We start from the raw sequence: 12,955 nt of genomic DNA, 5'->3' as shown, positions 1-12,955 counted from the left end.
GTATGAGCGCTGCTGACGAGATCCTCGACATCGTCGACGAGAACGACCGGGTCGTCGGACGGTTCCCACGGGGGCGGGCGTACGCCGAGGGGATGCGGCACCGCTGTGTGTTCATCCAGGCCCGGGACGCCGAGGGCCGTGTCTTCGTGCACCGCCGCACCCCGACCAAGCTGGTCTTCCCCTCCCTGTACGACATGTTCGTCGGCGGGGTGGTCGGCGCGGGCGAGGCCTATGACGAGGCGGCCCTGCGCGAGGCCGAGGAGGAACTGGGCGTGAGCGGGCTCCCCCGCCCGGAGTTCCTCTTCAAGTTCCTCTACGACGACGGGGCGGGCCACAGCTGGTGGTCGGCGGTGTACGAGGTCCGCTGCGAGCTGCCGGTCAGCCCCCAGGTCGAGGAGGTCGCCTGGCACGCCTTCCTGCCCGAGGAGGAGGTCGAACGGCGCCTGTCCGCGTGGGAGTGGGTCCCGGACGGGCTCGCGGCGTACGCACGGCTCAAGGAGCACCGCGCGACCCGCTGAGCGGGCTGTCGCCCGGCCCCGGCCAGTACGGGCTCTCCCAGAAGGGGTGGTCGAGGAACCGCTCGGCCGCACGAGGGGCCGCCCCCGGATCCACGCCGACGGCGACCAGCGCGGCCGCTATCCGCTCCCGCGCCTCCTCCACGGGGGTGTCCGCGTCGCCGTAGGCGGGCAGCAGCAGGAGCAGCCGCCGGTCCGGGTCACGGACGCCCTCGCTGTCCGCCGGGGCCGAGTGGGCCATGGCGACCAGGTCCGGCCAGGACAGCCCCGGGCCCCTGAAGTGTCCCTCGATGGCCGCCAGCTCCCGCTCGCGGGGCTGTCCGGGGTCCGTGAGGAGGTAGTCCGTGCCGGCGTCGTCCGGGCCGTTGCGGTGCACCACCCATACCGTCCGCCCCTGCGGCAGCGGTATCCGAAACGCCGGCCACACGTCCGTCCCGTCGTACAGCGCCTCGGCCGCCGCGTCCACGTCCGCGTGGTCCGCGCCGAAGGGCTCCGGATCGTCCGCGAAGGCGTCCCAGACCGGGCCGTAGTACGCGGGCCAGAACCCGGGCAGGCCGAGCAGATGCTCGGCGGGCGCGATGCCGTGTCCGGGCAGCGCGTAACCGGCCAGTTCCCTTGGGTGATCCATGCCGAGAACCGTAGCGGGAGGCACTGACAACGCCCCGCCCGGCCGCGGGTAGGGTCCTGGGCGTGATCGCCTTCGTACGGAACGTCCGGTTGTGGTTCGCGCCCGAGCAGGTGCGGGAGGAGGGCAGTACCCCGGACTACCGGTTCTCGCTGGCCAACGAGCGCACGTTCCTGGCCTGGCTGCGGACCGCGCTCGCGCTGATCGGCGGAGGCTTCGCGGTGGACCAGTTCCTGCCCGACCTGCGCTGGGGCTGGCGGGTCGGGCTGGCGCTGGCGCTGCTCGCGGCGGGCGTGCTGTGCTCGCTGCGCGCGGTGAACCACTGGATGCGCTGCGAGCGGGCGATGCGCCGCGGTGAGGACCTGCCGGCGTCCCGTTTCCCGGCGCTGCTGAGCGTGGTGGTCGCGCTGGTCGCGGTGGCGATGGTGGTCGTGGTGCTGCTGGGGTGGGCGGGATGAGCGGCGCGGGCCGGCACGAGCGGGATCCGGGGCTCCAGCCCGAGCGGACGCGGCTGGCCTGGCGGCGGACGACCCTGTCGAGCACCGTCGCCGCCGTGCTCGCCGTGAAGACCGCGCTGCACGGCGGGGCCACGGCGGCAGGGATCGTCGCCTGCGCCCTGTGCTGTGCGCTGTGGCTGGCCTTCCTGCTGCTCGCCCACCGCAGGATCCGCACGCTGACGACGGCCCCGGAGCCGGTCGCCCTGCCCGCTCGGCAGGCCGCCGTCGCGGTCCTGTGCGCGGTGGCGACGGCGGTGTGCGCGGCGGCGCTGGTCGTCTAGGGGGTGTTTCGAAAGTCCTGTGCGGTGCCCGCGGTGTCCGGTGCGTGCTCTCGGCGTGCCGGACGAAAGCCCTCGTACTGGACGTACTTGGGGTTTCGGCCGGTGCGGCGCGCGTACGTGCCGGGCGCCGCGGGTGCTGTGCGGGACTTTCGAAACACCCCCTAGCCGGCCTCGTCCTCCCACTCCACCGTCACCACGATCTTGCCGCGGGTGCGGCCCTGCTCGCTGAGCCGGTGGGCGTCCGCCGCGCGTTCCAGCGGGAACGTCTCGGAGACGTGTACGGAGACGACACCCTGTTCGGCCAGTTCCGCCAGCAGGGTGAGGTCCTCGGCGTCCGGCCGTACGAAGAAGTACACGCCGCCGTAGCCGACGACCTCACCGTCGGCGATCGACGCCAGGCGGCCCTCCGGGGCCAGCAGCTGCGCGGAGACCTTCAGCGTGTCGCCCCCGATGGTGTCGAAGACCGCGTCGACGCCCTCGGGGGCCTGGCCGCGCACCCGTTCGGCGAGCCCCTCGCCGTAGGTCACCGGCTCGCCGCCCAGGGACCGTACGAAGTCGTGGTTGGCCTCGCTCGCCGTGCCGATCACGCGTGCGCCGACGTGCCGGGCGAGCTGCACGGCGATCGAGCCGACGCCGCCGGCCGCGGCGTGGACGAGGACGGTCTCGCCCCGTCCGACCCGCAGCACCCGGTTCAGCACCTGGTAGGCAGTGAGGCCGGTCAGGGGCAGTCCGGCCGCCTCCTCCCAGGTGAGGTTGCGGGGCTTGCGGGCGAGGGCGCGCACCGGGGCGGCGACGTACTCGGCGAAGGTGCCGCGGGAGAGGAAGTCCTCCCGGACGTACCCGATCACCTCGTCGCCGGCCGCGAACTCGGAGACGGCGACGCCCGGCTGGACGACCACGCCCGAGACGTCCCAGCCCGGCACCACGGGGAATACGGTGTCGAGCACGGGGTCCAGATAACCCGCGCGGCACTTCCAGTCGACGGGGTTGACGGCCGCCGCCCGGACCTTGACCAGCACCGCGTCCGGGCCGACCTTGGGGTCGCGCACCTCGCCGTACTCGAGGACCTCGGGACCGCCGTAACGGTTGTAGCTGATGCCCTTCATGTCACCGACCCTCCGGGGTGATCGAACGCCACGCAACCCGGGACTAGGGTGGGGCCGGTCACGTCGCGGGCTACCACTGGACGACATACCGACCGGTCGGCATGATGGGGTGGGCACGGTTCACCCGCCCGTTCATCCGTCCGTAGGAGCGATGTCATGAGCCCCGACCACCCGCCAGGTCTCGATCTCGACCGGCTGCGCGCCCTGCTGGAGCGCGAGCGCCCCGGTCTGGTCACCGGCCCCCTCACCGGCCGGCTGATCGAGGGCGGGCGGTCCAACCTCACGTACGAGGTCGGGGACGGCACCGGCAAGTGGGTCGTACGACGGCCCCCGCTCGGCCATGTGCTGGCCACCGCGCACGACATGAAGCGCGAGCACCGCGTGATCAGCGCCCTGCACCCGACGAGCGTGCCGGTGCCGCGCCCGGTGCTGCTGTGCGAGGACCCCGGGAACGAGGCGGCGCCCGGAGCGCCCTTCTACGTCATGGAGTTCGTCGAGGGCACCCCGTACCGCACGGCCGCCGAGCTGGCCCCGATCGGCGCGGAGCGCACCCGGGGCGCGGTGCTGTCGCTGGTGGACACGCTGGTGGAGCTGCACGCGGTGGACCCCGCCGAGGTGGGCCTGGCCGACTTCGGGCGCCCGGAGGGCTTCCTGGACCGCCAGCTGCGCCGCTGGGGCAAGCAGCTCGACGCCTCCCGCAGCCGTGACCTGGCCGGGATCGACGAGCTGCACGCGGCGCTCGGCCGCGCGCTGCCCTCCTCGCCCGCGCCGGCCGTCGTGCACGGCGACTACCGCCTCGACAACGTCCTGATCGGCGCCGACGACCGGATCAAGGCGATCCTCGACTGGGAGATGTCGACCCTCGGCGACCCGCTGACCGACCTGGGTCTGCTGGTGATGTACAGCGTGCCGCTGGAGGTGCCGAACTCGCCGGTCTCCACGACCGCCGCGGCACCCGGTCACCCCTCCCCCGCCGAGCTGGTCGAGCGGTACGCGGCGCGCTCGGGCCGCGACGTGTCGGCCGTCTCCTGGTACACGGCGTTCGCCTGGTTCAAGCTCGCCGTGATCCTGGAGGGCATCCACTACCGGTACACCCTGGGCCAGACGGTCGGGCGCGGCTTCGACCGGATCGGGGAGCTCGTCCCCGTCTTCATCCACCACGGACTGACCACTCTCCAGGAAGGCTGACGGCCATGGACTTCGCGTTCGACGCGCGCACCGAGGAACTGCGCGGCAAGCTGCTCGCCTTCATGGACGAGTACGTCTACCCGGCCGAGGCGGTCGCGGAGGAGCAGCGGGCCGCGCTGGCCTCCCCCTGGGACACGCCGGCCGTGGTCGAGGAGCTCAAGGCGGAGGCGCGCAGGCAGGGCCTGTGGAACCTCTTCCTGCCCGACTCCGAGTACGGCGCGGGGCTCACCAACCTGCAGTACGCGCCGCTCGCCGAGATCACCGGCCGCTCCCCGCAGCTCGCGCCGACGGCCCTGAACTGCGCCGCGCCCGACACCGGGAACATGGAGGTGCTCACGCAGTTCGGCGACGAGCAGCAGAGGAAGCAGTGGCTGGAGCCGCTGCTGGCCGGTGAGATCCGTTCGGCGTTCGCGATGACCGAGCCGGAGGTGGCCTCCTCCGACGCCACCAACATCACCACGCTCATCCGGCGCGAGGGCGACGAGTACGTCGTCTCGGGCCGCAAGTGGTACATCTCCGGCGCGATGAACCCGGACTGCACCATCTTCATCGTGATGGGCAAGACGGACCCGGAGGGCACGGACATCCGCCGTCAGCAGTCCATGGTGCTCGTGCCGCGCGACACCCCGGGCGTGACCGTCAGGCGGGCGATGCGGGTGTTCGGCTACGAGGACCACTACCACGGCGGTCACGCCGAGGTGATCTTCGAGGACGCGCGTGTGCCGGTGACGAACCTGATCGGTGAGGAGGGCGGCGGCTTCGCCATCGCCCAGGCCCGGCTCGGCCCCGGCCGGATCCACCACTGCATGCGGCTGATCGGCATGGCGGAACGGGCGATCGAGCTGATGTGCCGGCGCGCGGTGTCCCGGACGGCCTTCGGCAAGGCGCTGGGTCAGCAGGGTGTGGTGCACAACTGGATCGCGGACGCGCGCGTGACGGTCGAGCAGCTCCGGCTGCTGGTGCTGAAGACCGCCTGGATGATGGACACCGTCGGCAACCGGGGCGCCCACACCGAGATCCAGGCCATCAAGATCGCCACGCCCCGCGCGGTCGTCGACATCATCGACCGGGCGATCCAGCTCCACGGCGCGGGCGGGGTCAGCCAGGACTTCCCGCTGGCCGAGCTGTACGCCGGGGCGCGCACGCTGATGATCGCGGACGGTCCGGACGAGGTGCACCAGCGGTCGCTGGCACGGCGTGAGCTGAAGAAGTACCTGTAGGCACGAGGTCATGAGGTCATGAGGTCATGGGGTAAGGGGCGGTCGCCATGGACGACCGCCCCTTACCGTGCGCCCTAGGGTCGCAGCGCCCGCAGCAGCAGGTCCGCCAGGTGGTCCGCTACCTCCTGGGGGCTCATCGGGCCGTTCGGGCGGTACCAGGTGGACAGGTGGTGGACGGAGCCGAAGTGGTAGTCCACCACCAGGTCGGCCGGGGTGGCCGTGGAGAAGACACCGGCCTCCTGGCCCTCCTCGACGAGCGCGCGGAAGCGTTCGTGGTAGCGCCGGCGCTCGGCGCGGACCTGCTTGTTCTTCTCGGGGCTCAGATGGTGCATCGAGCGGAAGAAGATCATCGCGTCGTCGAGGTTCTCGATCGTCGTGACGACGACGTCGGCCGCCGCGCCCCGCAGCCGCTTCTCGATCGGCTCGTCGGCGTCCGCGAAGGCGTCGAGGCGCTCCTGCTGGACGCGCAGCACGCGCGCGTACACCTCGTGCAGCAGATCGTCCTTCGACCCGAAGTAGTGGTACAGCGCCCCCTTGGTGACGCCGGCCGCCTCGACGATCTCCTGCACGGAGGTCCGGTCGTAGCCCTGCTCGGCGAAGAGCCGGGTGGCGGCGGCGAGGAGCCGTTGCGGAACAGGAGCCTCCGAGCCGTCCGTCGTCCTGGGCACTGCCGCCACCTGCCTTCCTTCTCGTTCTACCGGTCGTGCGCGCGGGAACGCAGTTCCCGACGGAGGATCTTCCCACTCGCCGTCTTGGGCAGGTCGGGCAGGATCTCCACCTGGCGGGGGTATTTGTAGGCCGCCAGTCTGTCCTTGCAGTAAGCGGCGAGCGTATCGGCATCCGCGTCCGCGCCGGGACGCAGGCTGATGTACGCCTTGACCGTCTCCCCGCGATAGCCGTCGGGCACCCCGACGACGGCGGCCTCGCGCACGGCGGGATGGGTGTACAGCACGTCCTCGACCTCGCGCGGCCAGACCTTGAAGCCCGACGCGTTGATCATGTCCTTCTTGCGGTCGACGACGTACAGCCAGCCCCGCTCGTCCATGAACCCGATGTCGCCGGTGCGCAGTTCCCCGCCGGGGAAGGTCTCGGCGGTCGCCTCGGGCCGCCGCCAGTAGCCGGGGACGACCTGCGGCCCCCGTACGACGATCTCGCCCTGCTCCCCGAGGGGCACCTCCTCACCCTGGTCGTCGACGATCCGTACGACGGTGTCGGGCCCCGGCAGGCCCACGGCGAGGGTCCCGGAGGCCGGGTCGACGGGCGCCTCGTGCTGGGGCGGGACGGAGGCGCAGGGGGCGGTGCACTCGGTGAGCCCGTAGCCGTTGCGGATGTACGGCCCGAAGCCCGCCCGGAACTTCTCCACCAGGGCCGGCGGCACGGGGGCACCGCCGGAGGAGATGTTCACGAAGGAGGAGAAGTGGTCGCGGGTCGCGCCCGGGTGGGCGGCGAGCGCCATGAAGGCCGTGGAGGGGCCGACGGTGTAGTGCGGCCGGTGCTCGGCGAACGCCTCCAGCACGACGCCCGCCTCGAAGCGGTACGTCAGGACGAGGGTGCCCGCGCTGTTCAGACAGGCGGCGAGCTGGCAGACCATGCCGGTGATGTGGAACAGGGGCGCGAGGGCGTAGTAGACGGGCGCCTCGGGCAGATGGAGCCCACGGCTCTGCCGCTCGGCGTTGGCCATGATGTTGCCGTGCGTGTTGGTCGCGCCCTTGGGGGTGCCGCTGGTGCCCGAGGTGTAGCTGATCAGGGCGATGCCGGCGGGGGCGAGGACGGCGACCTCGGGTGCCTGGTGGCCGGCGCGGGCGACGGCGGTGAGGTCGTCGGCGTCCGGGGCCTGCGGGAGCCGTTCGAAGGTCAGTACGCGCGCGTCCCCACGGGTCTGGAAGTCCAGCTCGCAGGCCGTGAGCACGATCCGCACGGGCGAGTCGGCCGCCGTCTCGCGCAGATACGACTCCCAGGCCCGGTCGGAGCAGACCAGCGCAGCCACCTCGCCGTCCCGCAGGACTTGGGCGACCTCCCCCGACTTGTACATGGGGTTGACGGGGACGACGATCGCCCCCGCCTTCCAGGCGCCGAACAGGGCGAGGACGAAGGTCGGGGAGTTCTGCAGCAGCACCGCCACCCGGTCGCCGCGCACCAGCCCCCGGGCGGCGAGGTGCCCGGCGACGGAGTCGCTGAGCTCGTCCAGCTCGCGGTAGGTGATCCGCCCGTCGAAGTAGGCGAGGGCGGTGCGGTCCGGGGCCTCGGCGACGGACCGGCGCAGCGCCTCCACCAGGGAGTCGGCGGGGTCGACGGGAGCCCGCTGGACCTCGTCGAGCAGGGCCACCCACGGCTGGGCCGCGTAACGCGAGCCGGTCATTCGGCGGCCTCCCACTTCTGCTGGAGGTGGTTCATGTTGCCCAGCCAGCGGTCGGGTTCGGCGGCGCGCACCTGGTAGTAACCGGCGACCTCGGGATGCGGCAGGATCAGGAACCGGTCCTCCTCCATGCCCTTGAACAGGGCGTCCGCCACGTCCTCCGGCTCGATCGCGGTGGGCTTGAGCACCAGGTCGCCCGCGCTGCCGGTGGCGTCCAGCATGTCGGTGCGCACGCCCTGCGGACAGATCGCGTGGACCTTGATCCCGCGATGGCGGTAGGTGAGCGACAGCCACTCGGCGAAGGCGTAGGCGCCGTGCTTGGTGACGCTGTACGGCGCGGCGCCGATCATCGTGAGCAGTCCGGCGGCGGAGACGGTGGAGACGAACCGCCCGCCGCCCCGCTCCAGCCAGTCCGGCAGCAGGGCCTCGGCGGCCCGCACATGGGCCATGACGTTGACGTCCCAGGCCTGCGCCCACACGGCCTCGCCGGCGGCCTCGGAACCACCGGAGGCGACCCCGGCGTTGGCGCAGTAGACGTCGACGGTCCCGCCGAGCGCCTCCCGGGCGGCGTCGACGACCGCCGAGGCGTCCCCGGGCACGGCGATCCCCCCGATCTCGTCGGCGACCGCCCGCGCCCGCCCCGCGTCCAGGTCGTTGACGACGACCCTGGCCCCCTCGGCGGCGAACCGCCGGGCCAGCGCGGCCCCGATCCCGCCCCCGGCCCCGGTGACGACCACTCCAGCACCCTGCACGGCTCCCACCATCGGTCTCCTCCGACACGACCCAACACGGCTCAGCAGGCCCAGACTAACCGGTCGGTATGTTGCAGGAAAGAGCCCGCTGAAGGCGCCCCGAAAGAGGCGCGGGGCTGTATCGACATGCGGCTCCGCCGCGTGGGCGCGACAGCCACGACGAACCAGGACCCGAAACACAACCCATGACGTATGGCCAAGTTCACCGGTTAGCAGGACGATACGCCGCACATCGCACAAGCCCGGGGGACGGGAGCAGAGCCACATGGCACAGCCGACGATGAGCGTGAGCCCTTACTGGGAACTGACCTTCGACGCGGACGGCGACGCCGATCCCCGTGAGCGCGACCGCCTGCTGGCCGGGGTGAGGAAGAGCGGGATCCACGACCTGATCCTCTTCTCCCACGGCTGGAACAACGACCGCTCCGGCGCCACCCGCCTCTACACACACTTCTTCGCCCCCATCCCCGCCCTCGCCCCGCCCGCCGCGAGGATCGGCTACGCGGGCGTGATCTGGCCGTCGATGCGCTTCTGCGACGAGCCGATCCCGGACTTCCCGCACACCGCGGCGGCCGTGTGGACCCCGGGCCTGGACGACGGCACCCGGCACGCGCTCCTGGAGACCTTCCCCGGCCGGGCCACGGTGGTCGAGAGCATCGCACGGCTGCTGGAGCAGCGACCGCCGGAGGAGAGCGAGCTGGAGGAGTTCGGCCGCCTGGTCCGGGAGCTGGTGGACGCGGTCCCGCAGGGCCCGCAGGCGCCGTTCGCGGCCGACACCCTCGCGGAGGGGGTGCCGCAGGACGAGCCGGAGATGTTCACCGGCTCGACGGCGGCTGCCTGCACCGCTTTCGCGACGGCCCTGGCCGGCCTCGACGACGACGGCGAGGTACGCGGCTTCGCGCTGCCCAACCCCTGGGACGGGGCGAAGGAACTGCTGCGGCAGGCGACGTACTACGCGATGAAACGGCGCGCGGGCACGGTCGGCGAACGGGGGCTCGGGCCGCTGGTCGGACGGCTGGCCAAGGCGGCACCCGGGGTGCGGGTGCACCTGGTGGGGCACAGCTTCGGCGGACGGCTGGTGTCGTTCGCGCTGCGGGGGCTGCCCGAGGGGGTGCGCACGGTGAAGTCGGTGACGCTGCTCCAGGGGGCCTTCTCGCACTACGCGTTCGCCCCGCAAGGCGTGCTCCAGGGGCACCAGAACCGGATCGACGGTCCCCTGGTGTGCTGCTATTCGCGGTTCGACCAGGCGCTGGGCACGATGTACCCGCTGGCCTCCCGGATGGCCGGCGACGCCCGGGGGCTCGTGGGTGAGGTCCTGGGCGCCACCTGGGGTGCCATGGGGCACGACGGGGTGCAGTCGGTGCCGGGCACGCGCGCGTACCGGCTCGCCGAGGTGCTGGCCCCCGGGAAGCTGCCGGCGGCGGGGTGTGTGAACGTCGACGCGGCCGAGGTGGTCCGGCGGGGCGGGGCGCCGGCCGGGGCGCACAGTGACATCGTGCACCCCGAGCTGGCGCGGGTGGTGCTGGCGGCGGGCCGCATCATCTAGGACGCGACCCGCCGTCGTAGCGCCTAGCGGTGGGACGTGAACTCGACCACCTGCTGGAAGGTGGGCCGGTTCTGCCAACTGATGTTGGAGTGCTTGATGCCTCCCAGGGTGCGCTGGACGATCGAGTCGGCGCACCACTGGTTGCCCGCCGCGCACAGGGTGTCACCCGGATAGACCTGGGCCGCGGTCTTGCCGGCCGCCGTCTTCAGGGTGCTGATCAGGACGTCCCGGCAGCCGCTGAGGGTGCCGCCGCCGCAGTACTTCTGCGGCAGCCCGCCCTGCACGGTCTGGCCGAGCACGGCCCGGATGTCCTTGTCGACATAGCTCCACCAGCCGTACTGGAAGGAGCTGCCGGCGTGTGCCCCGGTCGGGCCGTGGGCGGCCGACGGGGACTCGTCGATGGGCAGGTTGGCGGTGAACGCGGTGTACAGGTCGGTGCCGAGGCCGGAGGAGAACTCGCCCTGGACCAGCAGCGGCCACCAGGCGTCCAGGATGCGGATCGCGTCGGCGTCGGCGTACGTCTTCGAACCGGCCGAGGTCTCCGTGCGCTTGCCGCCCGCGGTCAGCCAGGTCTGCAGTTTGGTGACCGCCGCCGCGACCGTGGAGTCGGTGACCGTGGAGCTGTTGATCACCTTCAGCAGGTTGGGCAGGACGTCCTCGGCGCGCAGGTCGGCGAGCGCCGCGTCCGCCATCGCCTTCACCAGGGAGGCCCGGGTGACCCCGCCGGCCGCGACCAGCGCCTTGACCCGGCTCTCCAGGAGGTTGCCGCGGTGCACGGAGCCGTCGCCCCAGGAGGCGGTGGTGTAGTTGAGGGCCTGTTTGTTGTTCCAGGAGACGTAGTAGTCCTGGTCGATGGAGTTGGGGTGCTCAGAGGCGGCGGTGTAGGTGGCCGTGTTGGTGGCGGGCACCCAGTTCTTCCACTCGTACGCCGCCTGCGCCCACACCGGGAACTCGGAGTCGACGCCGCTCGCGCGCACCGGGTTGTCACCGCTGTTGTAGTACGCGGTGTGCGTGGAGTCGGCGTAGAACCAGTTGAAGGTGTAGTTGATGTGCTGCACCGCGCTCTGGAACGTCTGCGGGCTCTTGACGTAGTCGGGGTCGTTCAGCATCTGGAAGCCGATGATGGAGTCGGCCTCGTGCATGAACGACGAGCGCAGGGTGGTGTAGGCGACCTTCTTGCCGCCGACGGTCGCGCGGTACTCCACGGGACCGTACTTGGTGCGGTACACCCGCATCGTGTACGAGCCCGCCGCGGTGCCGTCGGCGGTGGTCGGCTTCCAGGAGTTCTTCTGCTCGATCACGTCCATGGCCGTGCAGGTGCCGTGGTACAGGTAGTGGTAGTCGTCCTGGCACAGTTCGACCGCGTACGTGTCGATGATGTCCTGGCCGGAGGTCGTGGCGGACCACGCGTAGTCCTGGCCGCGGCCCAGTTCGACGTACATGCTCAGGCCCGCGAAGGAGGCGCCGCGGGCGCTGATGCCCGGACCCTGGATCTCCTGGAGCATGAGGAGCTGCGGGGCGAAGTAGCCGGTCTGCGGTCCGAACACGGCGATCGGGTGGCCGCTCGCGGTGTACTTGCCGCTGACGACGAGGGCGTTGGACATCCCGCGCCGGGCCGAGCTGAGGGCGGTCGCGGTGGCCGCCGCCGCGGTGGCGGAGGCGCTCTGGTCGGCCCCGGTGCCGGTGGCGTCGTAGACCAGCGGCTGGGTGCTGACCGATCCGGAGTCCGGCAGCGCCTGGCCCTGGGCGGTGTCGGGCTTGGCGCCGTACGGGAAGCTCTCGCCGTTGTGGACGGTGAGGACGGCCTCGGGGTCGTTGCGTTCGCGGAACGCCTCCCAGACCTTGGTGCCCTCCGTCACGCCGTACTTCTCCTGCGCGGCGAGCAGGGAGATGGCGTTGTTGACCTCGCCTCCGCCGCCGGAGCCGAAGAGGGCGCCGATCACCGAGGCGAGGGCCACCAGGTCGGTGACCTTGAAGTGGTCGATGGTGCCCGCGTTGGTGATTGAGTCCTTGTGGCCGGTCAGGACGTATTCACCGGGGAAGTAGCGGCCGCTGTCGGAGGCGTCGATGTAGGCGTTGATGCCGTCGAGGTAGGCGTTCGCGTCCGCGAGGGCCTGTTGGCCGCGGGTGCCGTTGGTGGCGACGGCGTTGTCGATCTGGGCCTGGAGGTCTGCCTCGGTGTACGGAGCGTTGCGCCAGAACTGCTGCTCGAGACCCTGGTTGGCGGGGTCACCGCCGGCGAAGGCGGTGAGCTGGCCGCGGCCGACGTGGCGGAAGACGTCCATCAGCCACAGCCGGTCCTGGGCCGCGGCATACCCGGCGCCGAACTCGGTGCCGTATCTGGTGGTACCGGTGATGTGCGGAACGCCCGTCTTCTTGTCGCGGACGATCGTCACGTCCGTGCGGCCGGCGGGACTGAGGGTGGAGGCGACTTGATCGGAGGCGACACCGAACGACGCGTCGTTGAAGAACGTGTTGATCGTGGCGTTGGTGAGGGTCGAGTAGCCCTTGGCCAGGTTGGCGTAGGGGCCGAGCTGGTCCTCGGCGTGGTCGGGCTGGGTGCCGAAGGCCTGGTTGAGCAGGATCTGCGCGAGTGTGGCGTTGCCGTTCTCGCCGGGCGGCAGGATGTCGGAACACTGTCCGCCGCAGTAGTCGTTCGCCGCGGTGACGCCGGCCGCGGCGGCCGGTGTCTGGGCAAGGGGCGACAAAAGTCCGGCAATGAGGGCGCATACGGATGCGGCCTTCAGGAACCCGGGGAATCTGCCGGGAGTTCTCAGTCTGTCGAGAGTGAAGCGTGGGGTTCGCCGTGGCATCGGCTGCTCCTAGCGACGCGGGGGAATCGGCGGAAGGTTACCGGCGGTATCCCCGG

At 71.6% G+C, this 12,955-nt stretch carries 12 protein-coding genes; 6 read left to right on the top strand and 6 right to left on the bottom strand.

What is annotated here, in order from left to right:
- Nucleotides 1-2: 2 nt before the first annotated feature.
- Nucleotides 3-518, top strand: a complete 516-nt coding sequence (locus OG852_RS37920; RefSeq protein WP_133913531.1) for an NUDIX domain-containing protein — start codon at nt 3-5, stop codon at nt 516-518.
- Here OG852_RS37920 and OG852_RS37915 read toward each other — a convergent pair.
- Nucleotides 493-1,143 (bottom strand): hypothetical protein, encoded by a 651-nt coding sequence (locus tag OG852_RS37915; protein WP_330350272.1) that lies wholly within the window; start codon nt 1,141-1,143, stop codon nt 493-495. The two genes, OG852_RS37920 and OG852_RS37915, sit on opposite strands and share 26 nt — an antisense overlap.
- Before the next feature lie 62 nt (nt 1,144-1,205).
- Here OG852_RS37915 and OG852_RS37910 point away from each other — a divergent pair, with 62 nt between their 5' ends.
- Nucleotides 1,206-1,598 carry a YidH family protein gene (locus tag OG852_RS37910; RefSeq protein WP_133913533.1) on the top strand — a complete coding sequence of 131 codons (393 nt, stop codon included), beginning with the start codon at nt 1,206-1,208 and terminating at the stop codon, nt 1,596-1,598.
- A complete protein-coding gene (locus tag OG852_RS37905; protein ID WP_133913534.1) occupies nt 1,595-1,918 on the top strand; it encodes a DUF202 domain-containing protein in 324 nt (107 codons plus the stop codon). Before OG852_RS37910 ends, OG852_RS37905 begins: the two co-directional genes overlap by 4 nt.
- A gap of 161 nt (nt 1,919-2,079) precedes the next feature.
- Here OG852_RS37905 and OG852_RS37900 read toward each other — a convergent pair whose 3' ends face one another.
- Nucleotides 2,080-3,024: an NADP-dependent oxidoreductase gene (locus OG852_RS37900; RefSeq protein ID WP_330350271.1), complete on the bottom strand. Its 945-nt coding sequence runs from the start codon at nt 3,022-3,024 to the stop codon at nt 2,080-2,082.
- A gap of 156 nt (nt 3,025-3,180) precedes the next feature.
- On the opposite strand from OG852_RS37900, the gene OG852_RS37895 reads away from it, so the two are divergent.
- Both OG852_RS37895 and OG852_RS37890 read left to right on the top strand, forming a co-directional pair.
- Nucleotides 3,181-4,212, top strand: a complete 1,032-nt coding sequence (locus OG852_RS37895) for a phosphotransferase family protein (protein ID WP_330350270.1) — start codon at nt 3,181-3,183, stop codon at nt 4,210-4,212.
- A 5-nt stretch (nt 4,213-4,217) separates the two neighbouring features.
- On the top strand, nt 4,218-5,432 hold the full coding sequence (locus OG852_RS37890) for an acyl-CoA dehydrogenase family protein (protein WP_133913537.1): 1,215 nt from the start codon (nt 4,218-4,220) through the stop codon (nt 5,430-5,432).
- A gap of 74 nt (nt 5,433-5,506) precedes the next feature.
- Here OG852_RS37890 and OG852_RS37885 read toward each other — a convergent pair whose 3' ends face one another.
- From OG852_RS37885 to OG852_RS37875, 3 genes are read right to left on the bottom strand one after another with little or no spacing between them, the layout of a single operon-like run.
- Nucleotides 5,507-6,100: a TetR/AcrR family transcriptional regulator gene (locus OG852_RS37885; RefSeq protein ID WP_133913650.1), complete on the bottom strand. Its 594-nt coding sequence runs from the start codon at nt 6,098-6,100 to the stop codon at nt 5,507-5,509.
- Nucleotides 6,101-6,126: 26 nt separating this feature from the next.
- The gene (locus OG852_RS37880; protein ID WP_330350269.1) at nt 6,127-7,791 is read right to left on the bottom strand and encodes a class I adenylate-forming enzyme family protein; all 1,665 of its coding nucleotides are present in this window, start codon (nt 7,789-7,791) and stop codon (nt 6,127-6,129) included.
- On the bottom strand, nt 7,788-8,552 hold the full coding sequence (locus OG852_RS37875) for an SDR family oxidoreductase (RefSeq protein WP_133913539.1): 765 nt from the start codon (nt 8,550-8,552) through the stop codon (nt 7,788-7,790). The genes OG852_RS37880 and OG852_RS37875 overlap by 4 nt, the downstream gene beginning before the upstream one ends.
- Nucleotides 8,553-8,805: 253 nt before the next feature.
- On the opposite strand from OG852_RS37875, the gene OG852_RS37870 reads away from it, so the two are divergent.
- Complete coding sequence (locus OG852_RS37870) at nt 8,806-10,086, top strand: serine-threonine protein kinase (protein ID WP_330350268.1); 1,281 nt, start codon at nt 8,806-8,808, stop codon at nt 10,084-10,086.
- A 23-nt stretch (nt 10,087-10,109) separates the two neighbouring features.
- Here the strand turns inward: OG852_RS37870 and OG852_RS37865 are convergent, their stop codons facing one another.
- Nucleotides 10,110-12,899, bottom strand: a complete 2,790-nt coding sequence (locus OG852_RS37865; protein WP_133913541.1) for a penicillin acylase family protein — start codon at nt 12,897-12,899, stop codon at nt 10,110-10,112.
- Nucleotides 12,900-12,955 lie beyond the last annotated feature (56 nt).

This window comes from Streptomyces sp. NBC_00582, assembly GCF_036345155.1.
Classification (GTDB): Bacteria; Actinomycetota; Actinomycetes; order Streptomycetales; family Streptomycetaceae; genus Streptomyces.
The sequence above is the reverse complement of the archived record's forward strand: the minus strand, read 5'-3'. Positions and strand labels throughout refer to the sequence as shown.